The following is a 24091-nucleotide window of genomic DNA, read 5'->3' as shown; positions in this document are numbered from 1 at the left end:
GGAATCTAATCACGGTCGGTCGATACGAGCTATCCCGGCCAGCTGCCGTCTCGCAGGAACCGCTGAACGACCTCGGAATACGGCTTCAGGTCCAGATTCTGCCCGGCCACCCAGTCGTCGGAGTAGTACGTGTGCGCGTACCTCTCTCCACCGTCGCAGATGAGGGTGACCACCGACCCGTTGCGCCCGGCCGCCAGCATCTCGCCGATCACCCGGAACGCGCCCCACAGGTTGGTGCCGGTCGAGCCGCCGAGCCGGCGGCCCAGCACCTCCGACGCCGCCCGCATGGTGGCCAGCGACGCCGCGTCGGGCACCTGCATCATCCGGTCCACCACACCCGGCTGGAACGACGGCTCCACGCGTGGCCGGCCGATCCCCTCGATGCGGGAACCCTTGCCGGTCACGACGGTCCAGTCGCCGGCGAGATAAGCCTGCCAGAACGCCGAGCCCTCGGGGTCGACAACGCAGAGCTTGGTGGGGAATCGGCGATACCGTGCGTAGCGGCCGATCGTCGCGCTCGTACCGCCGGTCCCGGCCCCGACAACGATCCAGGCCGGCACGGGATGCCGCTCCAGCCTCAGCTGGCTGTAGATCGACTCCGCGATGTTGTTGTTGCCGCGCCAGTCGGTGGCCCGCTCGGCGTGCGTGAACTGGTCCATGAAGTGCCCGCCGAGATCGGCCGCGAGCCGCCGGGCCTCGGACACCACCTGGGTCGCGTCCGCCACCAGATGGCACTTGCCGCCCTGGAACTCGATCAGCGAGATCTTCTCCGTGGACGTGGCGGCCGGCATGACCGCGATGAACGGCAGACCGAGCATTCGGGCGAAATATGCCTCGCTGACCGCAGTCGATCCGGATGAGGCTTCCACGATCGTCGTGCGCGGACCGATCCAGCCGTTACAGAGGGCGTAGAGGAATAGCGACCGTGCCAGGCGATGCTTGAGTGAACCAGTGGGATGAGACGACTCGTCCTTGAGGTAGAGGTCGATCCCCCACGACCGCGGCAGCGGGAACGGCAGCAGGTGCGTGTCGGCGGATCGGTTCGCGTCCGCCTCGACCATGGCGATCGCGTTGCGCGCCCAGTCCCGGGCGACGCTGTCCGAGCGGTCCAGTTTGGTGGGCTCCATGTCAGCCGAGGCCCGGCTGCGGCCGGTGTTCCCACTTCGTGGAGAGGGCGATCGCGGTCCGCGTCGATGCGACCCCCGGCGTCCGATTGATCCGCACTATCAGCTGCTCCAGTTCCGCGATGGTGCCGACCCGCACGATGAGCTGGTAAGACTCCACGCCGGCCATGAAATAGCAGCTCTCCACCTCGGGCATGGCGCGGACGGCGGCGAGCACGTCGTCGGTGTCCGCCCCGGAGTCCTCGATGATGCCGATCAGCGCGGTGACGCCGAGACCGATCGCCTCGTGGTCGATGTCGGCACGGTAGCCGCGGATCGTTCCGGCGGTCTCGAGCTTACCGACTCGCTCGTGCACGGCGGGGGCGGAGAGCCCGACCTTGCGAGCGAGTTCGGCGTACGACGAGCGAGCGTTCTCTCGTAGCAGGTCGATCAGCCGGAGGTCGATGGAGTCCATGGTTCAAACCCTAATCGGGTGGCGCTCCCACCTTCACGCCCGGTAGCGGCGAATGGGCGGCAGGATAATGACCACTGTCGCAATCGGGGCTTTTTCCGCATTTCACGGACTTGGTTCAGGGGCGGTGCTCTAATGGCTTTACGTCCAGATCGAGCACGCCGACACTCACCGTGACCACGGCCGCTCCAGATACCAAACCGAGGAGGGGGTTGTGGACACTGGAGATCGTCTGCTGACACCGGGCGAGGTGGCCGCGCTGTTCCGCGTCGACCCCAAGACGGTGACGCGCTGGGCCGCGGCCGGGCGCATCGGCAGCATCCGTACTCCGGGTGGACACCGCCGATTCCGCGAGTCCGAGGTACGCGCCCTGCTGGAGGGCGATGGCGTGATCGAGGAAATGCGCGAGGACGACGCCGCCAACAAGCCGCGTAACAACGGCCCCAGCAACCCCGGTGCGGGCTACGGCCCACCCAACGGGTTGCGCTGACTGCGTCCCTCACCCAGATCGCCGGTCCATCTCCGGAAAAGCGTGTGGGGTACGCCCAAAGCGTCCACCACTTTCCCGGCCACGAAGTCGATCAGCTGTTGTGCTGTCGCGTCCGCCCCCGAGCCGTAAAAGCCCGGACTGGCCGGCAGCACCACCGCCCCGGCGTCGTGGAGGGCGATCAGGTGCTCCAGGTGGCTTCGCGTCACCGGAGTCTCGCGGGGAACCACGACCGTACGCCGCCGCTCCTTCAGATTCACCTCGGCCGCGCGTTGCAGCAGGTCCTTGGAGAGCCCGATGGCTATCCCGGCACACGCTGCGGTACTCGCCGGCACCACCGCCATGCCACGGGCCGGGTACGAGCCGCTGCTCGGCCCGGCCGCCAGGTCCCCGGCAGGCCAATAGGCCAGGTCGCCGAGGTCCCGGCCCAGCCAGACGGCGACGTCGTCCTTCCAGTGCGCGTCGCGGATCGTCGCGCCGGTCTCGTCCAGCAGCGTCAGCCGGGCGGCCCGGGAGACGACCAGGTCGACCGACTCGCCGGCGTCCAGCAGAGCGGTCAGCACCGCCTTCGCATACGGGGTGCCGGACGCTCCGGAGACGCCGACGATCCAGGGTTCGCGCATGCCTTCCAGTGTGCCGTCACCCGACGGTCAGCTGCGCGGACGCCGGTACGGCCTGGTTCACCGGAACTGTGGTGTCCACCACCGTGACGCCCTCGACGGCTCGACGCAGCTCGTCCGCCGGTCCGCCCGAGGCTTCGATCAACGTCCGCGCGTCCGGCAGCCACCGCTGGCAGCGCGGCCCGTCGGTCCCCGTCGCCTCGCACCTCACCTCGATGTGGGTCTGTGCCTGACGGGAAGGCACCCTCACCACCGCGATCTCCACCCGCGGATGCCCGTTGCGCAGGTTCTTCGGAGTGATCCGGTCCGGCGCGGCCATCCGCGCCTCAGCCACCGCGGTCTCCTCGAAGCCGAGCACGGACACCTCCACACCGTTCTGAGCACTCGTCAGCCGGTAACCTGCGGGCGCGTACGCCACTACGAAACCTACGGACATCGGCCGGAACGTCCCCACGTGCAGTGCCTCGGCCACCTGCCGCATCTCGGTCCGGGTCATCGCCTTCTGGCCCGGGCCCACCGGGGATGTCTGGATCCAGGCGCGGGCGCCGTCCGCGTACTCCCAGGTGAGCACCCGCCCGCCGTCGTCCGTGTCGAGAAAGTACGCCGGCCGGTCGCTGATCGGGTCGGTGGCCACGCGCTTGCCGTCCAGTGACCCCGGTAGCTCCACACCGGGCCGCAGAACGGTCAGGACGCACACTTCGTCACACCCGCTGATGTCCGCTGACGCGTGTCCCAGCCCGACCGTGTTCGGATCCTTGACCTGGAACCGTCCGGCCGCGTACGCGGTGAAGGTCGTCTCGAACGGCAGCAGCTGCGGCGCGTTCTGTTCCAGGACCGGCGGCTGCCGGTGCTCACTCCCGCCGGTGAGCTGCGGTATCGCGACCACCGCCGCCACCGCGATCGCCACGCCGGCCGCCCACGCCGTCTGGCGGCGGCGCCGCATCCGCCTCCCGAACGTGATCACATCGTCGACGCCGTACCGCGGCGGTGGCGCGCCCTCCCGGACCTCGCGCAGGTCAGACAGCCGCATGACGTTCCTCCAGGTCGACACCCAGGATCCGGCGAAGCGTGTCGAGGCCACGCGCGGTGTAAACCTTCACGGTCCCCTCGGGGCAGCGCAGCGCCGCCGCGGTCTGCTGCACGCTGAGCCCTTCGAGGTATCGCAGTACCAGCACTGCGCGGTGGCGCGGCGGCACCCGCAACAGCGCCCGGTGGAGCTCGAGCCGGTCGTGCACCGCCCCCGTCTGGTCGGGCACGACCGGCTCAGGCAGAGGGGCCCCGCCCCACCGCTCACGACGCCACCAGGGGCGCCGGGTCTCGTCGATCGCGGCCCGGACGACAGCGGCACGTGCGTAAGCGGGCAGATTGTCGATCCGGTGCCACTTCGCATAGAGCCGGGCCAGGACGGTGAGGGTCACGTCCTCCGCCGTCTGCCAGTCGCCGCACGCGAGATAGGCGAGGCCGCGCAGCGGTTCCAGCTGCGCGGCCACGAACTCGCGGTACTCGGCCTCACGATCGCTCACGATCACTAGACGAGATCCGGCACGACCCGGGTTACATCTATTTCGTCGGCTGCAGCCGCGCGCTCGCCGGGAAGGCCTCGTCGGCCGGGTACCAACTGGCCGGGTCCGCCGGGTCGGCCTGCAGGACCGACTCGAACACCTGACGAAGCTCCTCGGCGGGGACGCCTTTGCCGGTGACCTCCAGCGCGTACTTGCCGCCGCCGGCGAGCATCGAGCACTCCTCGGCCGTGCACTTCGGCTGCTCCCCCACGGAGGGCACGTTCTCCACCGGTGTCATCCGGACGGCGATCACATTTTTAACGACGCCCGTGTCGAGGGACCGCAGCGGATCCGTCAGCAGCTCGGCGGCCACCGCCTCCGGCAGGAGCTGGGCGAGCGACTGGGCCGGATCCGGCTCCCGCGTGTTCATCACGGTCACCAGGCGGTACCCGTCCGGCACGTAGCCGACGCGGAACCCCAGCCGGGCCGGCTGCCCGTCGCCGGGCACGAACTTCGTGGCGAGCCCGCGGAGAAGCTCACGGTTCCCGCCGATGGGCAATTCGATCACGGCGAGGGCACCGGTCGTGTACTCCCAGGCCAGCGAATCGATCGTGGACCCGTTGGGCTGCCAGAACGCCGGCCGGCCGTTGATGGGCTCGGTCGCCGAGGCGGTCTCCGGGTAGATGTCGGGGAGTTCGGTCCCCGGCGGGTAGAGGGTCAGCGATCCCAGCCGGATCCCGTCCCGGACGATCGTCGCGGTGGCCCAGCCCGGCCGCAGGGTGCTCGGGTCGGAGATCTGGTAATCGCCGACGGAGTAGCCGTGGAACGGGAGGACGAACGAGTAGTAGCTGGTCGACGGGGTCGCCGGCAGCACCGGCTCGTCGGTGCGGTCCAGCAACCGGGGCACACCGAGAACGAGCGCCACCACCAACGCCACGGCCGTGAACGCCCACTCGGTGTTCCGGCGGCGCACCCGGCGCCGGCCCGCGGCGACCAGGTCGTCGACGTCGAGGCGTGGCGGTGGCGCGTCCGCCTTGGCCTCCCGCAACAGGTCAGACAGTTGCTTCATCACGGGCCTCCAGCTCGATGCCGAGAATCTGGCGGAGCGTGCCGAGACCGCGCGCGGTGTAGACCTTCACGGTGCCCTCGGGGCAGCGCAGCGCCTCCGCGGTCTGCTGAACGCTGAGCCCCTCCAGGAAGCGCAGCACCAGCACCGCCCGCTGCCGCGCCGGCAGTCCGGCCAGGGCCTCGCGCATCCGCAGCCGCTCGTCGACGGCGTGGGTGTCGTCGGGCAGTGCGGGATCGGGCATGGCGTGACTGCGTGACTGTTCGCGGCGCCACCATGGTCGCCGGGTCTCGTCGATGGCCGCGCGGACCACCGCCGTGCGCGCGTACGCCTCCGGACTGTCGACGCGGTTCCACTTGGCGTACAGCCGCGCGAGGGCGGACAGCACGGCGTCCTCGGCCACCTGCCAGTCCCCGCACGTGAGATACGCCAGACCGCGCAGCGACTCCATCCGCGCGCCGACGAACTCGCGGAACTCGGCCTCTCGATCGCTCACGGCGGTTAGACGGAGGACTCGGGCGGATCGGTTACAGCAGAATCAGATCGAGAAGCGCGAAAACGAAGAGCGCGATCGCGATGAATCCGTTCGCGGTGAAGAACGCCCGGTTGACCTTGGACAGATCGTTCTCGGTCACCACGACGTGTTGATAGACGAGCCCGGCACCGGTGACCGCCAGGCCCAGCCACCACAGCCAGCCGAGCCCCGCCAGCTGCCCGAACCAGACGAAGAGCGCGAACGCGGCGACGTGCGTGGCGGTCGAGATGTGCAGTGCGGTACGCACACCGAAGCGCGCCGGCGTCGAGTGCACCCCGATCCGGCGGTCCACCTCGACATCCTGGCAGGCGTAGATGATGTCAAAGCCGCCGATCCAGAGGCCGACCGCGACGCCGAGCACCCAGGCCGGGAAGGAGCCGCTGAACGTGCCGGTGATCGCGAGCCAGGCGCCGACCGGTGCCACGGCCTGCGCCAGCGCCAGGACGTAGTGCGGGAAGTTGGTGAACCGCTTGGCGTACGGGTAGACGACCAGCGGGATCACGGCGAGCGGGGAGAGCGCCAGGCAGAGCGGGTTGAGCAGGCCGGCCGCCACGACCAGGATCGCCAGCGAGACCAGGGCGCCGGTCCAGGCCGTCCGTACGCTGACCGCGCCGGTGACCAGCTCCCGGTTCTGGGTCCGCGGGTTGAGCGCGTCGATCTTGCGGTCCAGGATGCGGTTGGCCGCCATCGCGAAGGTCCGCCCGGACACCATGGCGACGGTGATCAGCACCAGGTCACCCCAGTGCCGCCCGGTGCCGTCCCGATCGATGGCGATGAGCGCCGAGAGGTACGCGAACGGCAGCGCGAACACCGAGTGCTCGATCATGACGAGCCGCAGGAAGGACTTGACCTTCCCGGGCTTTTCCCCGACGGCTGTCACAACCCGTACTCCTTCCACCGCTTGTCGACCAGCGACACGACCTCCGGCGACATCTCCATCGCCTCCGGCCAGCCTCGGGTGTATCCCTCGGCGGGCAGCTTACGGGTGGCGTCGACGCCCGCCTTCCCGCCCCAGAACTGCTGGTAGGACGAGTGGTCCAGGTGGTCCACCGGCCCCTCGGTGAGCAGCAGGTCGCGGGCGTAGTCGACGTTGCCGAAGGCACGGAACGCGACCTCGGAGTAGTCGTGCACGTCGCAGTCCTCGTCCACCACCACGATCAGCTTGGTGAGCGACATCAGGTGCGCGCCCCAGATCGCGTTCATCACCTTCTGCGCGTGCTTCGGGTAGCGCTTGCGGATCGACACGATGAGGCAGTTGTGGAAGACACCCTCGGCCGGCATGTCGTAGTCGACGATGTCCGGGATCAGCATCTTGGCCAGCGGCAGGAAGATCCGCTCGGTGGCCTTGCCCAGACCGTGGTCCTCCTGCGGCGGCTGGGACGTGATGATCGAGTGGTAGACCGGCTTCTTCCGCATGGTCATGCACTCGATGTGCAGCACCGGGAACGGCTCGACCGGGGTGTAGTAGCCGGTGTGGTCGCCGAACGGGCCCTCCGGCAGCCGCTCGCCCGGCTCCAGGTAGCCCTCCAGGACGATCTGCGACTCGGCGGGGACCTGCAGCGGCACGGTCAGGCAGTCCACCATTTCGACCCGCTCGCCGCGCATGTAACCCGCGAACAGGTATTCGTCGATGTCGGAGGGCAGCGGCGCGCTGGCCGCGTAGCAGACCACCGGGTCGGCGCCGATCGCGATGGCCACCGGCAGGCGCTGGCCGAGCCGCTCGGCGACCGCGTGGTGCGCGGTGGAGTCCTTGTGGATCTGCCAGTGCATGCCGAGCGTGTTCTTGGAGTGCTGCTGCAACCGGTACAGCCCGAGGTTGCGCTTGCCGGTCTCCGGGTGCTTGGTGTGCGTCAGCCCGAAGTTGTGGAAGATCCCGCCGTCACCGGGCCAGACCTGCAGGCCCGGCAGCCTGTTGAGGTCGACCTCGTCGCCCTTGAGCACGACCTCCTGGCAGGGCGCGGTCTTGACCTTCTTCGGCGGCAGCGACTTGAGCTGCAGGACCTTGCCGATGCCCTCGCGGATGCCGGACCAGCCCACCGGCAACTCAGGCTTGATCATGGCGCCGATCCGCTCGCCGACCTCGTCCAGCCGGTCGACGCCGAGCGCCATGGCCATCCGCTTCTCGGTGCCGAACAGGTTGATCGCCAGCGGCATGTCACCGCGCGTCGGGTTCTCGAACAGCAGCGCCGGCCCACCGGCCCGCACGGTCCGGGTCACCACCTCGCTGATCTCCAGCGTCGGGTCCACCGGCACGGTGACGCGCCGCAGCTCACCGGCCTCCTCGAGGGCGGCGAGGAAACTCTGCAGATCGGCATGGGGGAATCCACGGGACGCCATGGCACCCAGTTTGGCACCGGAGCGTGCCCGCGCTCCGCGCAGGCCCGTCACTCGTGATCGGTTTCTCGCGTTGACCGAGACGTGAGACTCCGTAACGTGGCCCGGTGGTTCGCCGCGACCGGGCTCGTCGCCGGGCTCGCGGTCGCGGCGCCGGCGATCTCGGCCCGGTCGCGTCTGCCGGAGTGCGCCCCCGGCCCGAAGTCGACGCGGCCACCTGCCGGGCCCGCCGGGCCGAAAACCCCCGGTGCGTGCCGGGCCGCGGGTCGCATTCTGGAATCAGGCGTACGCCTGAAGCGTCCCGCCGCCTTCACCCCGAGCGGATACCACCACCTCGGCGCCGGCACGAGCGGCGAGTGGAGTGGCGTGTCCGGCCGCTTCTCGATCGTCGACGGCTCGGTGCGCCCCCAGACGTACGACTTCGTGGCCGGCCGCTTCATGGCGAAACGGGACATGGGCCGGGGCCGGATCTCCTGGCTCGAGGCGGGCTGGGCGGAGACCGGCTGGGCCACTCCCGGCCGCCAGCACATCTACACCTTCAACACGAACACCAACGTCTGGCAGTTCTACGACCAGTACACGGTCCGCCCCGGCGACCAGGTCTGGCTCGACGTGAACTCCGACGCGAACAGCGTCTGGCGAGCCTGGCTCTGGTGGAACAACCGATGGAACCTGCTGACCACGCAGAAGCTGCCCATCGGCACCACCGCGAAGATCGAGCAGTACGTCGAGGTACACGTCGACGCCAGCAAGCCCACCCAGATCGACGTGCCGAAGGTAACCGTCGACAACGTCCAGTTACGCCCCGCCGGCGGCGGCCCGGCCCGCTACTGGCGCGAGGACGTGGCCACCCTGACCGGCACCGAGGCCGGCCAGCAACAACGCCGAGGCGGCTTCTGCCTCGACTGGCTCACCCGCTACGACACCTGGACCGCCGGCGACTGCACCCCCAGCTGAGCCGACGAGAAGCAGCGTTCAGGGCGCGAGCTGCTCGATCGTCATGCCGACGTCACTGAGGATGCCCCGCAGCGTGCCCTTGGCGACGTCGCGGTTGCCGTGCACCGGGACCGTGGTGCCGCGTCCATCCGGGTGTCTCATGATGTGATGGCTGCCGGCAACTCTGGCCACCTTGAAGCCGTGCCGCTCAAGGGCGCGGACGATCCGGCTGCCGGAGACTGACGGAAGCGGAGGCATCAAGCGGCGACGGTGACGGAGAGCTCGCGAGGAACGCCGAACTCCTCGATGAGGCCGGTCAGTGCCTCGCGGAGATCATCGAGCGCGGCTTCCTCGGTTTCACCCTCACCGTGCGCTCCCAAACCGGGGCGCAGTTGAGCGTGGGCGCACCACACGCCGTCCTCGTCGCGTTCCACGACGACCGGCACCGTTACCGTGCGAGATTCGGCCACATCGTCACCATAGCGCGGTTCAGGCACCAGCGATCCGCATGATCAGCCGGCGTTGGCGTACGAGTGGAGGCCCTCGAAGAACAGGTTCACGCCGAACAGGTTCATCAGCATGGTCACGAAGCCGGCCAGGGCGATCCACGTCGCGGTCGTGCGCTTGACGCTGGGGGTGGCGCGGGCGTGCAGGTAGGCGGCGTACACGATCCAGGAGATGAAGGCCCAGACCTCCTTGGGGTCCCAGCCCCAGTAGCGGCCCCAGGACGCCTCGGCCCACAGCGGGCCGGCGATCAGCGCGCCGAACGTGAACAGCGGGAACGCGAAGGCGTGCAGGCGGAACGTCAGCCGCTCCAGCATGCCCGCGTCCGGCACGCGCTTGCCGAGCGTGTACGGGAAACGGCGCTTGCCCTCGTCGTACCCGTTCTTGATCAGGAACATCACGGCCGGGACCGCACCGATCAGGAAGATGCCGGACGAGATGATGATCGTCGAGACGTGGAAGATGAACCAGTACGAGTTCAGCGCGGGCACCAGCGGGCCGACCGGGGTGTACGCGATCAGGCTGGCCGCGCCGAGCAGGACCACCAGGCTCAGCGAGGCGAACAGGCCCAGGTGACGGACGGCCGGCATGCGCAGCAGCACACCCACCCAGACCGCGGAGCCGACAAGCGCGGCCGAGAGGATGTACTCGTACATGTTGCCCCAGGGCATCCGGTCGGCGGCGATGCCGCGAGTGACCGTGGCGCCCAGGTGCAGGGCCAGAGCGACGATGTTGAGCACCACCGCGATCCGGCCGGCGAGTTCGCCCTTGCCCGGCGGCGGTGCGGCAGCGACCTTCTCGACCGGGGCGTCGATCGGCGCGCCCGCGCCCACCAACTGCCGCGACGCCGCCTTGCCGATCCGGCTGCGCTGCCCGAACGCGTACTCCCCGGCGTAGCAGACCATGGCCGCCAGATAGGCCAGCACGGTCAGCGCCATCAGCTGGTTCGACAACTCCGCCATCAGGGCGTCCCTTTCATCACAGCACGGGTCAGCGCGGCGAACTCGTCACCGAACCCGGGATAGTCGGTGCGGGGCAGACCACCGGCCTCGATCACGCTACTCCCCGCGTCCGGCCCGTCCGCCGGAAGCACCCGGAACCAGACACGGCGCCGGTGCACGAAAAGCGACAGCATCAGTCCGATGAGGCCGAGCACGGATCCGACCAGCAGCAACACCTGGGTCGGATCGTGCCGGATGGACAGCGTCGCCACGTTGCGGGTGCCGAGGAACTCCAGCGTGCTCCCGTCGTCCAGCGTCCACTTCTCCCCGGGCCGCAGCGGGTACGGCCGCTCGCCGCCGATCTTCTTCAGCTGACCGTTGGCGATCTGGCCGCGGTCCAGCGCGTAGACCGATCCCGGGATCCCGGCGTCGAGTCCCAGGTTGCCCCGGTAGGCGGTCAGGTAGACCACCGGGTTGTTCTCGGCCGGGAACTGCGACGCCGCGCCCCCGTCGGTCCCGCCGGTCGGCAGGTAGACGCCCTCGAACCCCATCTGCAGGCTGTCGTCGCGCTTGTTCGTCGCCGGGTCGATGTTGACGTCCGGGAACTGGACGACGCCCTCGCTGGTCAGCATCCCGTCGGTCGGCAGGAACGGAACGATCTTGGTTTGCTGCACGCCGTACCGGTCGGTGAACCGCAGGATCGGCGCGTAGCCCTGTCCGATCAGGTGGACGCTGGCGCCGTCGAGCCGCAGCGGGTCGTTCACGGTGAACGAGCGGATCTCGTCCGGGCCGCCGTCCTCGCTGACGGCCACCGTCGCCAGGAACGACTTCGGCTGGCCGGTGGTCTGGTAGGTCGCGTCGAAATCGGTCAGCTTCAGGCAGAAGTTGGGAAGGTCGGCGGCCGACACCCGCGGGCCGAGCGTGGAGTCGTCGAACTGCGGCAGCGCGTTGCAGAAGCCCTGTTCCGAGCCGGCCACCAGGAGGCGGTTCGCGTGCCAGCCGTACCAATGACCGAATCCGACCCCGATCAGCACGGCCAGCATGGCGAAGTGGAAGAGCAGGTTGCCGGTCTCCTTCAGATAGCCCTTCTCGGCCGCGACGCTCCAGCCACCGTCCGGAAGCTCACGCACGCGGGTGCGATAACGGCGACGTCGGAGGTGCCGGGAGAGCTGGTCGGCCGCCTCGGCCGGATCGGTCGGGGACGCGGCCGGTGCGGCATGCTGCGGCAGGCGGTCCATCCGCTTCGGAACATCAGGGGGTACGGCCAAAAGCGCCCGAATATGATCGCGCAGTCGTGGCAGCACGCAGCCGACCAACGACGTGAACAGCAGCAGGTAGATCGCCGCGAACCACGGTGACGCGTACACGTCGAAGGCGCCGAACCGGTCGATCGCCGGTGCCAGATCGGGGTGTGCGGCGAAGTACTCCCGGACGTTCTCCCGGTTCACCGACCGCTGCGGGAACACCGAGCCCGGCACCGCCGCCACCGCCAGCAGGAACAGCAGCACCAGTGCCGTACGCATGCTGGTGAGCTGCCGCCAGCTGTTGCGCAGCAGCTCCCACAGCCGGTTTCCGCGGCGGGGCGGCGGCGCCTCGGGTGCCACGGGCCGGTCCTCGACGACGGTCACAGATACAGCTCCCCACCGAAGTTCAGGGTGGTCATGAGCCATGCCAGGAAGTAGTTCCACTGGCCGCTGACCAGCGCCACACCGATGACGATCAGCAGGACGCCGCCGACCCGGGTGACCCACCGGCTGTTGCGGCGGATGGCCTTGAAGACGCCGAGCAGCCGGCGGAAGAAGAGCCCGAAGAGGATGAACGGGATACCGAGGCCGAGGCTGAAGGCGAGCGCGAGAATCACCGCACGGTCGGTCCGCCCGGAGGTCGTCGCGAGCGCCGTGACGGCGGCCAGGGTCGGGCCCACGCAGGGGATCCAGGAGACCGCGAAGATCGCCCCGAAGACCGGCGCGCCGAGCAGCCCGGCGGCCGGCAGCTTGCTGATCCGGGCCTCCTGCTGGAAGCCCGGGATCCAGCCCAGGTAACCGAGGCCGAGCACGATGACCAGGACGCCGAGCACGATGTTCAGCGTGTCGCGGTGGGTCAGCAGCGTGAAGCCGATGTTGGCGACGAGCGTGGTGAGCAGCGTGAAGACGACCGCGAAGCCGAGCACGAACAGGCTGCTGCCGAGCAGGACCCGGCCCTTGAGTGCCAGTGCCCGCGACCGGGTCACCGTCGCGACCGCGCCCGGCTCGCCGTCCTTCTTGGCCGCCGTGGTGCCGATCGCCGCTTCCAGATCAGAACCGGCCAGCCCGGTCACATAAGACAGGTAGCCCGGAACCAACGGCAGGACGCATGGGGAGAGGATGCTGACCAGCCCGGCGATCAAGGCCGCGCCGATCGCCAGCAGCAGCGGCCCGTTCAAGGCCGTGTTCTGGAAGGCCTCACCCATCAGACGTTCTCCTCTGCCACCCGTTCGACCAGTGGTTGGAGCTCGCCGGCCGTGGTGGCGCGGCGCAGGGCGTACGCGATCCGGCCCTCGCGGTCCAGGATCAGTGTCGCCGGGGTGCTGGTCTGCGTCACGTCGAACTTCAGCGCGACCTTGGAATCGGCGTCGAAGATGCTCGGGTACGTGATCCGGCCGCGCTCGAAGTTGATCGCCGCGTCCCGGTCGTCCCGCGAGTTGACCCCAATGAACGCGACGCCCTTGTCCTTCGTAGCCTGGTACGTCTTCTCCAGGTCGTCCGCCTCGGCGCGGCACGGCGCGCACCACGAACCCCAGAAGTTGACCACGACGACCTTGCCCTTGTCCGTGGCGAGGTCGTAGCTGCCGCCGTCCAGCAGCTCCCCGGTCACCCCGGCCACCTGCGGCCGGTCCGCCGTCGCGCACTCCACCACCAGGTCCTTGGTGGTCTCGCACTTCTTCGCCCAGTTCTCCTCGCCACCGCCGCAACCGGCCACAAGGCCGGCGACGGCAGCCGCGGCGACGGCGGCGGTGACCAGGCGGCGCACGGTCAGGCCCCCTTGGCGGTCTTGGCGGTCGCGGAGAGGGCAACCAGGTGCGCGGCCGGCTCGGAGTAGTCGATTCCGACCACCTTGGAGCCCTCGAACCGGAACGAGGTGAGGCTGGCCAGCCCGCACTCGCGCTTGCGCGGGTCGTGCCAGAGGCGCTTGCCCTCCACGTACCGTCGCAGTGTCCAGATCGGAAGCTGGTGGGAGACGCAGACCGCCTCGTGCCCCTCGGCGGCGACCCGGGCGGCCTGCACGGCGGCGAACATCCGCTGCGCGATCACCAGGTACGCCTCGCCCCAGGACGGGGTGATCGGGTCGCGCAGCACCCACCAGTGCCTCGGGTTGCTGAACGCGCCGTCACCGACCGAGACCTTCTTGCCCTCGAAGTAGTTCGAGCTCTCGATCAGCCGGACGTCGCTCGCCGTCTCCAGCTTGAACTCGGCGGAGATCGGCGCGGCCGTCTCCTGAGCACGCTCGAGCGGACTCGCGACCACATGGGTGATGTCCCGGCCGGCCAGTGTCTCGGCCGCGGCCTTCGCCATCTGGTGCCCGAGTTCGGAGAGGTGGAAATCGGGCAACCGGCCGTAAAGGATCTTGTCGGGGTTGTACACCTCACCGTGCCGGAACACGTGAACAGTGGTCTTGGAACTGGACAAACTCATACCCCCGCTGCCGCTCTGGCCGCCGGCCCCACCGCCGCGGCGATCTGCTCCAGCGCCGCGTCGTCCAACGCGGTCGACACGAACCACGACTCGAAGGCGCTCGGCGGAAGGTACACACCGTGCGACAGCATCGCGTGGAAGAAGGCCTTGAACGCCGCGGCGTCCTGGGTCTTCGCGGAGTCGTAGTCGACGACCTCCGCCTCGGTGAAGAAGATCGAGAACATGTTGCCTGCGTACGAGAGCCGGTGCGGCACACCCGCCGCGCTGAGGGCGTCGGAGGCGAGCGAGCCGACCGTGGTGGCCAGGTCGTCGAGCCGCTTGTAGACCGCCTCGTCGGCGAGCCGCAGCGAGGTCAGCCCGGCCGCGCAGGCCAGCGGGTTACCGGAGAGGGTGCCGGCCTGGTAGACCGGCCCGGCCGGGGCGAGCCGGGACATGATCTCGCGACGGCCGCCGAACGCCGCCGCGGGCAGCCCGCCGCCCATCACCTTGCCGAAGGTGAACAGGTCCGCGTCGACCGGGTGCAACCCGGCCCAGCCGCCGGCCGAGACCCGGAATCCGGTCATCACCTCGTCGACGATCAGCAGCGCGCCGTGCGCGTGGGCGATCGCGGCGAGGCGGCCGTTGAAGTCGTCCCGGGGCGCGACCACGCCCATGTTGCCCGGTGCCGCCTCGGTGATGATCGCCGCGATCTCGCCGCCTTCCGCCGCGAAGGCGGCCTCGACCGCGGCGACGTCGTTGTACGGCAGGACGATCGTCTCGGACGCCGCCGCACCCGTGACACCGGGCGAGTCGGGAAGCCCGAGGGTCGCCACACCGGAGCCGGCCGCGGCGAGCAGCGCGTCCACGTGACCGTGGTAGCAGCCGGCGAACTTCACCACCTTCGACCGGCCGGTGAAGCCGCGGGCCAGCCGGATCGCCGTCATGGTCGCCTCGGTGCCGGAGTTGACCAGGCGCACCTCGTCGACGGGTGTACGCCGGACGATCTCCTCGGCCAGGTCCACCTCGCCGGCCGTGGGCGTACCGAAGCTGGTGCCGAGTGCAGCGGCGCGCTGCACCGCCTCGATGATCTCCGGGTGCGCGTGCCCGTGGATCAGCGGGCCCCACGAGCAGACCAGGTCGACGTAGCGCCGACCGTCGGCGTCGGTCAGCCACGGACCGTTGCCGGACGCCATGAATCGGGGCGTGCCGCCGACCGCTCGGAACGCACGCACAGGTGAATTGACCCCGCCCGGCACGATGGCCTGGGCGCGGTCGAACAGGGCCTGGGAGACCGGGGCGTCCTCCGGGTACGGAAGTCCCGCGGTGGGATATGTCGTGGTCACAGCGGTTCCCATTCTGTCAGCGGCGTACGGCAAGCGTTCCCGGAGGGTTCTTCACGTCCCTGGATGATCTCCCTGGGCGCCCGGCCGGAACGCGCCTGACAGGCCGATTCGCCCTGAAGAGGATAGGCTGAGCCGCGTGGAGCGACCGGAGCTGTCCATCGCGGTTCAGCGTGCGCCCGACGAGGTAGTGATCCAACTCGCCGGGGAAATCGACGTGCTCACGGTCGCCGAGTTGTCCACGGTCGTCAACGACCTGCTGCCCGAGCCGCCGACCCGGATCGTGCTCGACATGGCCGGTGTGACGTTCTGCGACTCGCAGGGTCTCGGCACTCTCGTGGTGCTCAGCCGCAAGGCGCAACACGCGCAGTCCGTGCTCTCGTTGACCAACGTCGGCGAGTTCCTGATGCGGGTGCTGGACATCACCGGCCTGCGCAGCGCGCTGATGATCAGCAGCACCGCCTGAGCGGGTCGAGCCTGGCATATCGGCGATGCTGCCACACGCCGACTGACCGCTTCCTGTGAGAGTTGCGTCGGCTGTGGACCCGTCCGACCACCCCACCGCCACCCTGAACCGGACTGAAGGCTGCCTAGCTGAAGTTGCCCATGACGGTGACATTCGCCCCGACCGCTGTGGTGACGGTCGCGTCGTAGACGTCCGGCCGCGCGTCCCGTCCACCCTCCGCGAAGGTGTACCGGGCGAAGAACGAGTACGTCCCCGGTTCCACGGTGTCACCCGACGAGAGCACGAACCGGTAGACCAGCGCGCCCGGCTCCTCGGTGACCGTGCTGGTCACGCTCGCTCCGGGCACCTGCTGGCTGCCGCCGCGGGAGACCAGCTCCGGCGTACGCGCCACCCGGATCGTCACCTCGAGCGCGGTGAGCGGCTCACTGGTCCTGATCGTCACGACGCTGCTGCCCTGGGTGTCGCCGTCCGGCACGACCGACCCGTCCGACCAGAGCGGTCCCCGCGCCGCCGGGTCCGCCGGAGGCGGCGCACTGGTCACCGGCGCGGAGGGTGGCGCGGCCTTCGACGGCCGTCGGGCAGTGGGTGACTTCAGGCTGGTGGCGCTCGACGACGAGGGTGTCGTCGGTGATGCGGACGGCCCGGGATCGCTCGGCGCGGGGCTGATCGGCACCACCGTGGGCGCCGGCGGCTCGGGCCGGGGGTCGCTGTCGCCGGCCAGGGCCCACTGGGCGAACCCGCCGCCACCGAGCAGCGCGGCCACGGCGACCGCCGCGCCGGCGATCCGGACCCGCGGCGCGCGCCGGTCCGCGGTGAGGTGGCGGCGCACAGCCGTCTGAGTGATCCGGTCGAGCATGGCCTCACGGTCCGGCCGGTGCGCCGCCGCCTCGGCGCGCAGTGCCGCGCGCAGCTCTGTGTCGATGAGCGTCATCGCGCCGCCTCCCAACCGTCGATCCGTGCCATGGCGGCGTCACTGCCGCCGAGGAGTTCCGCGAGTTGCCTGGCCCCTCGCGAGGTCGCGCTCTTCACCGCGCCGATCGAGATGTTCAGTGCCGCGGCCACCTCACGCTCGGACATGTCGAACGCGTACCGCAGCACCACGCACGCCCGCCGCCGGTGCGGCAGCCGCCGTAGTGCGGTCCGGACGTCCAGCACCGCCGGCACGTCCGGGTCGGCCGGGCGCCGGAACGGTTCTAGCGACAGCAGCCGCTCCCGGCTCCGGCGCCGGATCCAGTTGCGGGCCAGGTTCATCACGATGCCGTGCCCGTACGCCACCGGGTCGTCGGCCGCGTTGACCCGTTCCCAGTGCCGCCACACCTCGGTCAGCGCGTCCGCCGCCAGGTCGTCGGCGACCTCCGCCTCCCCGGTCATCAGGTACGCCAGACGTGCCATCGAGACATGGTGCTGCTCGAAGTACGTATGGAAGGCGGCGTCGCGCATCGACCCTCTTCTCGGCAAGGGTGCCGTGGCCGCCGGGGTCCCGTCCGGCGGCCACGGTCGAATCACTGGAAGGTGATGTCGGACTCGGTGTACTTGCAGTACGTCCCGTCCGGTCCAGTGCCGATCTTGGTCGGCTCCTTACCGCTGTCGTTGCCGGTGAACCGGACGCAGATGTCCAGGCTCTTCTTGCCCACCACGGTGATCTTGGACAGGGTGGCCGTGTCACCGTAGTTCTGGTTGATGCCGACCAGGCTGCTCGCCGGTGCGGTGGCCACCACGTTCTGCACGACGACCGCCCGCTTGTGCTGAGTGGAGCAGTTGCCGCACGACCGGTACAGCTTGCCGAAGTCCGAGACCTGGAAGTTCTTGATGGTCAGCGTGCCGCCGCCGTTGTGCTGGAAGACCTTGTCGTCGGCACCCTTGGCACCGCCGCCGTCGACGGTGTACGTCGCCGAGGTGCCGCCCTTGAAGGTGGCCGCGTCCTCGCCGACGTTCTCCCACCACACGTTGATCAGCGTGCAGGAGCCGGAGCAGTGCACGCCGTCCGCGGCCGGCGCACCCAGGATCACGTTCTTCAGCACCGCGCCGTCGGCGAGCTTGAACAGCGGGTCCTGACCCTCGTCCTGCGAGTCGTCGCCGAGCGCGCCGCTGCCGAAGTAGCGGACGTTGCCGCCGTCGAGCGTGCCGGAGACCGCGATGGTCGCCGTGACCGCCTTCTCCCCGGTCGCCGCCGGCCAGGCCGTCGCCGAACCGGTAGCGGTAGGAGTGGGAGTGGGAGTGGCCGTCTTAGTGGGAGTGGCCGTCGCGGTGGGGGTCGCGCTGGCGGTCTTGGTCGGGGAAGCGGAGGCGGTGGGCGAAACGGAGGCGGTGGGTGACACCGAAACCGACGGCGACACCGGCACCGAGGTTGACGGAGTCACCGAGACGTCGTCGAACTCCGCCGACGCGTAGCTGGTGACCAGCGCGATCCGCCCGGATCCGGCCAGCGCACCGGCCCCCGAGGCGACCTTCACGCCGTCCAGGTACCCGGTGATCGTGCTCCCGGACACGTCCACCTTCAGGGTGTGCCAGGAGGTGAGGTTCGCGACCGCCGCCGACCCGAGGGCGGTGACCGTGCTGCCCTTGACCGCCTGCAGCTCGGCCCTACCCGCCGACGTCAGAGCCAGCCGGTACATGGTCGAGGAGCCGCTCGCCCGGGCCGCGACGCCGGCCAGGCCGGTGCCGAGGCTGAGCGGCTTGACCTTCGCCTCGACCGAATAGTCGGTCCACGAGGTCTCGCCGGCGAAGACGCGGGCGAGCTCACTCTCGGCCTTGGCCTGCTTGTAGACCTTGGAGCCGTCGGAGACCACGGACCAGGTGCCGCCGGACTTGGACCAGCTGTTCGCGCCGCTCTCGAAGTCGTCGCTGAACAGGGTGCTCGCGGAGGCCGAGGGGACGAGGACGGCGACCAGTGCGGTGACGGCGCCGGCCGCGCCTGCCGCGCCGAGACCGGTGACCAGGCGACGGCGCCGCCTCGGGTTTGCGCTGGGCATTGCGTGCCGCATGTTGCTCCTACTCGGGGATCGAGGACCGCATGATCAAGCGATCACGCCCCGGTAGTGGTGCGACTGCACGGCAAGGTTGTCCGGCGTGACCCAGGTCACACCTAGCGAGTCTCAGCTACCCCAGCGAGCCTTCTCCAGCAGGTCCAGCGCGTCGGCCGCCGCGTCCTCGCCGCCGGCCCGCAGGACACGCGCCGCCTCGTCCACGGTCTCGGTGAGCCGCTGCCACTGCGCCTCACGCTCCCGCGACGCCTCGGCCTGGGCCTTCAACTGCTGGTTCTTGGTCCACAGCTCGACGAAGATCGACACCTTGGCACGAAGCACCCAGGGGTCGAACGGCTTGGTCAGGTAATCGACGGCGCCCACCGCGTACCCGCGCAGGGCCAGTTGGGCGTCCCGGTCGGCCGCGGTGAGGAACAGGATCGGCACGTGCCGGGTCCGCTCGCGCCGCTTGATGTGGCTGGCCGTCTCGAAACCGTCCATGTTGGGCATGTGGGCGTCGAGCAGGATCACCGCGAAGTCGTCGGTGAGCAGCTGTTTGAGGGCCGCCTCACCGCTCTCCACGGCGACGGCCGTCACCGGCAGGCCTTGGAGGATCGCCTCCAGGGCCAGCAGGTTGTCCTTGCGGTCGTCGACCAGCAGCGCCTTGGCGCGCTCACCCACGCGTACTCACCTCACTCACCTTCTGCCCTCTCCCCGTCCACCCAGCGGGCCATGAGTTCGATCAGTTCATCCAGATCGACCGGCTTGGTGATGTAGTCACTCGCGCCGGCGGCAAGTGCCGACTCCCGGTCGCCCGGCATCGCCTTCGCCGTCAGGAACACTACCGGTAGGTCCCGGAAACGCTGATTGCGCCGGATTCCCCGGGTCGTCTCGTACCCGTCCTGGTCGGGCATCATGGCGTCCATCAGCACGATGTCCACCTCCGGATGCTCGGCCAGGATCCGCACGCCGTCCACCCCGTTGTCCGAGTAGAGGACGTTGAGCCCGTGCATCTCCAGGGCGCTGGTCAGGGCGAAGACGTTCCGCACGTCGTCATCGATGATGAGTACGGTTGAGCCCTCCAGCTTGCGCCCGGCCGGCAGCACCGGCTGCTCCTCCTGACGCGGCGTGACCAGCGGTGACATTTCCATGAGCGGCATGTCCAGCGACGCCGCCGGCCGCACCGACACCGCCTTGGCCGGCACCGGTGGCAGCACCGGCATCGGGATGGCGTCCGGCGTCAGTGCCTCGGGCATGTAGAGGGTGAAGGTCGAGCCACCACCCGGGACCGAGGCCACCGTGATCGTGCCGCCGAGCAGCGCGGCGAACTCCCGGCTGATCGACAGGCCAAGGCCGGTGCCGCCGTACTTGCGGGTGGTGGTGCCGTCGGCCTGCTGGAACGGCTCGAAGATCAGCGCCAGCTTCTCGTCCGAGATGCCGATGCCGGTGTCGGTCACCGCGAAACCGATCACCTGGCGGGCCGTGAGCAGCGTCGGCGCCTCCAGATCCGGGTCCGGCATCGCCGGGAAGATGCTCAGCGTGACCGAGCCGGTGTCGGTGAACTTGACCGCGTTCGACAGCAGGTTGCGCAGGATCTGCTGGAGCCGCTGCGGGTCGGTGACGATCGAGTCGGGCAGTTCGGGTGCAACGTCGACCCGGAACTCCAGGCCCTTCTCATCGGCCTGCGGCACGAACGCCTGCTCGACGTAGCTGCGGATGCCGTCGAAGTCGACCACGTCGGTCTCGACGTCCATCCGGCCGGCCTCGATCTTCGACAGGTCGAGGATGTCGTCGATCAGCGACAGCAGGTCCGAACCCGCACTGTGGATGGTCCGGGCGAACTCGATCTGCTTCCCGGAGAGGTTCTGCTCGGTGTTGTCCGCGAGCAGCCGCGCCAGCAGCAGCAGCGAGTTGAGCGGCGTCCGCAGCTCGTGGCTCATGTTCGCCAGGAACTCGGACTTGTACGTGTTCGCCCGCGACAACTGCTGCGCCTTCTCCTCCAGGCCGAGCCGGGCGAGCTCGATCTCCCGGTTCTTCAGCTCGATGTTGGCCTTCTGGTCGCTCAGCAGCTTGGCCTTGTCCTCGAGCTCCGCGTTCGTCCGCTGCAACTCGGCCGACTGGTCCTGCATCTCGCGGGCCAGGCGCTGCGACTGTGCCAGCAACTCCTCGGTACGCCGGTTCGCCTGGATGGTGTTGAGAGCCACCCCGATCGTGGCGACCAGCCGCTCCAGGAACGTCAGATGCAACCCGGAGAACGCCGCCACCGACGCGAACTCGATGACGCCCAGCATCTCGCCCTCGAACAGGACCGGCAGCACGACCAGATCGTTCGGCGGCATCGCGAGAAGACCGGAGCGCATCGTCAGTATTCCGTCGTGCGTCGCGCGTACCCGAATGGTCCTTCGTGACACCGCGGCCTGGCCGACCAGGCCCTCGCCCGGCCCGAAGGTGACCTCGTAGTCGCGCGCGACGTATCCGTACGCGGCGGCCAGCCGCAGGCGGGTGACCGCCTCCTCGTTGTCCACCAGGAAGAACGCGCCGAGCTGCGCGTCCACCAGCGGCGTCACCTCAGTCATGATCATGCGGCAGACCTCGCCGACGTCCCGCTGGCCCTGCAGAAGGCCACCGATCCGGGCCAGGTTGGAGTCGAGCCAGCCCTGCTCCGCGTTCGCCTTCGTGGTGTCGCGGAGCGTGACGATCATCCGGTTGATGTTGTCCTTGAGCTCGGCCACCTCGCCCATCGCCTCGACCGCGACGCTCTGGGTCAGGTCACCGCGGGTCACGGCGGTGGACACCTCGGCGATGGCGCGCAGCTGGATGGTCAGCGTGGAAGCGAGCTGGTTGACGTTGTCGGTGAGGTCTCGCCACGTACCGGAAACGCCCTTGACCTGGGCCTGACCGCCCAGCTTGCCCTCCCGGCCGACCTCGCGTGCCACCCGGGTCACCTCGTCAGCGAACGAGGAGAGCTGGTCCACCATGGTGTTCACGGTGTTCTTCAGCTCCAGGATCTCGCCCCGGGCGTCGACCGTGATCTTCTGGCCGAGATCGCCCTTCGCCACGGCCGTGGTGACCGAGGCGATGTTCCGCACCTGGGCGGTGAGGTTGGAGGCCATGTAGTTCACGTTGTCGGTGAGGTCGCGCCAGGTGCCGGCCACGCCACGGACCTGGGCCTGACCGCCGAGCTTGCCCTCCGAGCCCACCTCGCGTGCGACTCGGGTCACCTCGTCGGCGAACGAGGAGAGCTGGTCCACCATGGTGTTCACGGTGTTCTTCAGCTCCAGGATCTCGCCCTGCGCGTCGACCGTGATCTTCTGGGAGAGGTCACCCTTGGCCACCGCGGTGGAGACCTGGGCGATGTTACGCACCTGACTGGTCAGGTTCGACGCCATCGAGTTGACGTTGTCGGTGAGGTCGCGCCAGGTGCCGGCCACGCCACGGACCTGGGCCTGTCCGCCGAGCTTGCCCTCGGTGCCCACCTCGCGGGCCACCCGGGTCACCTCGTCGGCGAACGACGACAACTGGTCCACCATCGTGTTCACTGTGGACTTGAGCTCCAGGATCTCACCACGCGCGTCGACCGTGATCTTCTGCGACAGGTCACCCTTCGCCACGGCCGTGGTGACCGAGGCGATGTTCCGCACCTGACTCGTCAGGTTCGACGCCATGTAGTTCACGTTGTCGGTGAGGTCGCGCCACGTACCAGAAACGCCCTTGACCTGGGCCTGACCGCCCAGCTTGCCCTCCGAGCCCACCTCGCGCGCGACCCGGGTCACCTCGTCGGCGAACGAGGAGAGCTGGTCCACCATGGTGTTAACGGTGTTCTTCAGCTCCAGGATCTCGCCCCGCGCGTCGACCGTGATCTTCTGCGACAGGTCACCCTTCGCGACCGCGGTGGAGACCTGCGAGATGTTCCGGACCTGGGCCGTGAGGTTCGCGGCGAGCTGGTTGACGTTCTCGGTGAGGTCGCGCCACGTACCGGAAACGCCTCGGACCTGGGCCTGACCGCCCAGCCGGCCCTCGGTGCCCACCTCGCGGGCCACACGCGTGACCTCGTCGGCGAACGACGACAGCTGGTCCACCATCGTGTTCACGGTGTCCTTGAGTTCCAGGATCTCGCCCTGCGCGGCCACCGTGATCTTCTGCGACAGGTCACCCTTGGCCACCGCGGTGGAGACCTGGGCGATGTTACGCACCTGACTGGTCAGGTTGGACGCCATCGAGTTCACCGAGTCGGTGAGGTCCTTCCAGGTGCCGGCGACGTTCGGCACCTCGGCCTGGCCGCCCAGCTTGCCCTCGGTGCCCACCTCGCGGGCCACCCGGGTCACCTGCTCGGCGAAGAGGCGCAGCGTATCGGTGAGCCCGTTCATGGTGTCGGCCAGTTCGGCGACCTCGCCGCGGGCCGACACGGTGATCTTCTGGGACAGGTCGCCGCGGGCCATCGCGGTCGCCACCTGCGAGATCGAGCGCACCTGGTGCGTCAGGTTCGACGCCATGGTGTTCACCGAGTCGGTGAGGTCCTTCCAGGTACCGGCGACGCCGCGGACGTCGGCCTGGCCGCCCAGCTCGCCCTCGGTGCCCACCTCGCGGGCCACCCGGGTCACCTCGTCGGCGAACGACGACAGCTGATCGACCATCGTGTTCACCGTCCGGCCGATCCGGAGGAATTCACCCCGTAGCGGTCGGCCGTCCATCTCCAGCGCCATGTGCTGAGAGAGGTCACCCTCCGCAACCGCGACGATGACCCGGGAGATCTCCGTCGTCGGTCGCGCGAGATCGTCGATCAACGAGTTCACCGAGCGGACACTGTCCGCCCAGGAGCCGTCCAGGCCCTCCTCGTCGAGACGCTCGGTCAGCCGGCCGTCCCGTCCGACGATCCGGCTTATCCGCCGCATGTCCAGGTTCTGCCGTTCCTGCAGGGAGACGACCTCGTTGAAGGCCTCCGCCACCGCGCCGGCCATGCCGCCCCGGCGAGGCAGCCGAACCTTGAGATCGCCACGGCGCACCCGTCGCAGGGCGTCGGCGAGCTCACCGAGCAGAACGGTCTCGTCGGGCACGCCGACGCTGGCCTCTTTAGCCGCTGTCATGCTGTCCTCACTCGCTGTCCAACTGCCGGGGGTTCCCTATCCTCTCTCGCCCAACCGGGTCAATGCGAGAGACGACTTTGTGCATACA

Annotated in this window: 25 protein-coding genes; 3 read left to right on the top strand and 22 right to left on the bottom strand. The window is 69.3% G+C overall.

The genetic code is table 11. From position 1 onward, the window contains the following. Positions 1-29 precede the first annotated feature (29 nt). Positions 30-1127, bottom strand: a complete 1098-nt coding sequence (locus AB0M02_RS37010; protein ID WP_364235784.1) for a PLP-dependent cysteine synthase family protein — start codon at positions 1125-1127, stop codon at positions 30-32. Between the two features lies 1 nt (position 1128). After that, positions 1129-1578 carry an Lrp/AsnC family transcriptional regulator gene (locus AB0M02_RS37005; protein ID WP_196417080.1) on the bottom strand — a complete coding sequence of 150 codons (450 nt, stop codon included), beginning with the start codon at positions 1576-1578 and terminating at the stop codon, positions 1129-1131. A gap of 211 nt (positions 1579-1789) precedes the next feature. Here AB0M02_RS37005 and AB0M02_RS37000 point away from each other — a divergent pair, with 211 nt between their 5' ends. After that, positions 1790-2065: a BldC family transcriptional regulator gene (locus AB0M02_RS37000; protein WP_045740459.1), complete on the top strand. Its 276-nt coding sequence runs from the start codon at positions 1790-1792 to the stop codon at positions 2063-2065. Here the strand turns inward: AB0M02_RS37000 and AB0M02_RS36995 are convergent. The 7 genes from AB0M02_RS36995 to AB0M02_RS36965 are packed head-to-tail and all read right to left on the bottom strand — an operon-like array spanning position 2038 to position 8122. Beyond that, positions 2038-2685: a UbiX family flavin prenyltransferase gene (locus AB0M02_RS36995; RefSeq protein ID WP_364235781.1), complete on the bottom strand. Its 648-nt coding sequence runs from the start codon at positions 2683-2685 to the stop codon at positions 2038-2040. The two genes, AB0M02_RS37000 and AB0M02_RS36995, sit on opposite strands and share 28 nt — an antisense overlap. A 16-nt stretch (positions 2686-2701) precedes the next feature. Then, positions 2702-3712, bottom strand: coding sequence for a hypothetical protein (locus AB0M02_RS36990; protein WP_364235779.1), 1011 nt, complete (start codon positions 3710-3712; stop codon positions 2702-2704). Beyond that, positions 3699-4205, bottom strand: coding sequence for a sigma-70 family RNA polymerase sigma factor (locus AB0M02_RS36985; RefSeq protein ID WP_364235776.1), 507 nt, complete (start codon positions 4203-4205; stop codon positions 3699-3701). Before AB0M02_RS36985 ends, AB0M02_RS36990 begins: the two co-directional genes overlap by 14 nt. 37 nt (positions 4206-4242) lie before the next feature. Then, entirely contained in the window at positions 4243-5253 is a 1011-nt protein-coding gene (locus AB0M02_RS36980; protein WP_364235773.1) for a hypothetical protein, read from the bottom strand. After that, positions 5237-5746 carry a SigE family RNA polymerase sigma factor gene (locus AB0M02_RS36975; RefSeq protein ID WP_364235770.1) on the bottom strand — a complete coding sequence of 170 codons (510 nt, stop codon included), beginning with the start codon at positions 5744-5746 and terminating at the stop codon, positions 5237-5239. Before AB0M02_RS36975 ends, AB0M02_RS36980 begins: the two co-directional genes overlap by 17 nt. 31 nt (positions 5747-5777) lie before the next feature. Beyond that, entirely contained in the window at positions 5778-6665 is an 888-nt protein-coding gene (mqnP, locus tag AB0M02_RS36970) for a menaquinone biosynthesis prenyltransferase MqnP (RefSeq protein ID WP_364235768.1), read from the bottom strand. Further along, positions 6662-8122, bottom strand: coding sequence for a menaquinone biosynthesis decarboxylase (locus tag AB0M02_RS36965; RefSeq protein ID WP_364235766.1), 1461 nt, complete (start codon positions 8120-8122; stop codon positions 6662-6664). Before AB0M02_RS36965 ends, mqnP begins: the two co-directional genes overlap by 4 nt. 96 nt (positions 8123-8218) lie before the next feature. On the opposite strand from AB0M02_RS36965, the gene AB0M02_RS36960 reads away from it, so the two are divergent. After that, positions 8219-9076, top strand: coding sequence for a hypothetical protein (locus AB0M02_RS36960; protein ID WP_364235764.1), 858 nt, complete (start codon positions 8219-8221; stop codon positions 9074-9076). Between the two features lie 18 nt (positions 9077-9094). Here the strand turns inward: AB0M02_RS36960 and AB0M02_RS36955 are convergent, their stop codons facing one another. The 8 genes from AB0M02_RS36955 to hemL are packed head-to-tail and all read right to left on the bottom strand — an operon-like array spanning position 9095 to position 15505. Continuing rightward, positions 9095-9313, bottom strand: coding sequence for a type II toxin-antitoxin system HicA family toxin (locus tag AB0M02_RS36955; RefSeq protein ID WP_364235985.1), 219 nt, complete (start codon positions 9311-9313; stop codon positions 9095-9097). Further along, entirely contained in the window at positions 9313-9552 is a 240-nt protein-coding gene (locus AB0M02_RS36950; RefSeq protein WP_364235762.1) for a hypothetical protein, read from the bottom strand. Before AB0M02_RS36950 ends, AB0M02_RS36955 begins: the two co-directional genes overlap by 1 nt. 15 nt (positions 9553-9567) lie before the next feature. Then, a complete protein-coding gene (gene ccsB / locus AB0M02_RS36945) occupies positions 9568-10521 on the bottom strand; it encodes a c-type cytochrome biogenesis protein CcsB (RefSeq protein WP_364235761.1) in 954 nt (317 codons plus the stop codon). After that, entirely contained in the window at positions 10521-12128 is a 1608-nt protein-coding gene (locus AB0M02_RS36940) for a cytochrome c biogenesis protein ResB (protein ID WP_364235759.1), read from the bottom strand. The genes ccsB and AB0M02_RS36940 overlap by 1 nt, the downstream gene beginning before the upstream one ends. Beyond that, positions 12125-12949, bottom strand: coding sequence for a cytochrome c biogenesis protein CcdA (locus AB0M02_RS36935; protein WP_364235758.1), 825 nt, complete (start codon positions 12947-12949; stop codon positions 12125-12127). The genes AB0M02_RS36940 and AB0M02_RS36935 overlap by 4 nt, the downstream gene beginning before the upstream one ends. After that, entirely contained in the window at positions 12949-13515 is a 567-nt protein-coding gene (locus tag AB0M02_RS36930) for a TlpA disulfide reductase family protein (RefSeq protein ID WP_364235983.1), read from the bottom strand. Before AB0M02_RS36930 ends, AB0M02_RS36935 begins: the two co-directional genes overlap by 1 nt. Further along, positions 13512-14171, bottom strand: a complete 660-nt coding sequence (locus AB0M02_RS36925) for a histidine phosphatase family protein (RefSeq protein ID WP_364235757.1) — start codon at positions 14169-14171, stop codon at positions 13512-13514. The genes AB0M02_RS36930 and AB0M02_RS36925 overlap by 4 nt, the downstream gene beginning before the upstream one ends. After that, on the bottom strand, positions 14168-15505 hold the full coding sequence (hemL, locus tag AB0M02_RS36920) for a glutamate-1-semialdehyde 2,1-aminomutase (RefSeq protein ID WP_364235756.1): 1338 nt from the start codon (positions 15503-15505) through the stop codon (positions 14168-14170). The genes AB0M02_RS36925 and hemL overlap by 4 nt, the downstream gene beginning before the upstream one ends. A gap of 124 nt (positions 15506-15629) precedes the next feature. Here hemL and AB0M02_RS36915 point away from each other — a divergent pair, with 124 nt between their 5' ends. Next, a complete protein-coding gene (locus tag AB0M02_RS36915; RefSeq protein WP_364235753.1) occupies positions 15630-15956 on the top strand; it encodes an STAS domain-containing protein in 327 nt (108 codons plus the stop codon). Positions 15957-16080: 124 nt separating this feature from the next. On the opposite strand, the gene AB0M02_RS36910 is transcribed toward AB0M02_RS36915, so the two are convergent. The 5 genes from AB0M02_RS36910 to AB0M02_RS36890 all read right to left on the bottom strand — a co-directional run bounded on the left by AB0M02_RS36910 (position 16081) and on the right by AB0M02_RS36890 (position 24003). Beyond that, positions 16081-16887 carry a hypothetical protein gene (locus AB0M02_RS36910; RefSeq protein ID WP_364235751.1) on the bottom strand — a complete coding sequence of 269 codons (807 nt, stop codon included), beginning with the start codon at positions 16885-16887 and terminating at the stop codon, positions 16081-16083. Then, positions 16884-17396, bottom strand: coding sequence for a SigE family RNA polymerase sigma factor (locus AB0M02_RS36905; RefSeq protein WP_364235748.1), 513 nt, complete (start codon positions 17394-17396; stop codon positions 16884-16886). The genes AB0M02_RS36910 and AB0M02_RS36905 overlap by 4 nt, the downstream gene beginning before the upstream one ends. A gap of 62 nt (positions 17397-17458) precedes the next feature. Beyond that, complete coding sequence (locus AB0M02_RS36900; RefSeq protein WP_364235746.1) at positions 17459-18940, bottom strand: pectate lyase; 1482 nt, start codon at positions 18938-18940, stop codon at positions 17459-17461. A 111-nt stretch (positions 18941-19051) separates the two neighbouring features. After that, positions 19052-19600: a response regulator gene (locus AB0M02_RS36895; protein WP_364235745.1), complete on the bottom strand. Its 549-nt coding sequence runs from the start codon at positions 19598-19600 to the stop codon at positions 19052-19054. An 11-nt stretch (positions 19601-19611) separates the two neighbouring features. Then, positions 19612-24003 carry a HAMP domain-containing protein gene (locus tag AB0M02_RS36890; RefSeq protein WP_364235743.1) on the bottom strand — a complete coding sequence of 1464 codons (4392 nt, stop codon included), beginning with the start codon at positions 24001-24003 and terminating at the stop codon, positions 19612-19614. Positions 24004-24091 lie beyond the last annotated feature (88 nt).

It is taken from the genome of Actinoplanes sp. NPDC051861 (genome assembly GCF_040681145.1).
In the GTDB taxonomy this organism is placed as follows: domain Bacteria; phylum Actinomycetota; class Actinomycetes; order Mycobacteriales; family Micromonosporaceae; genus Actinoplanes.
This window is presented reverse-complemented; position numbering and strand designations above follow the sequence as displayed.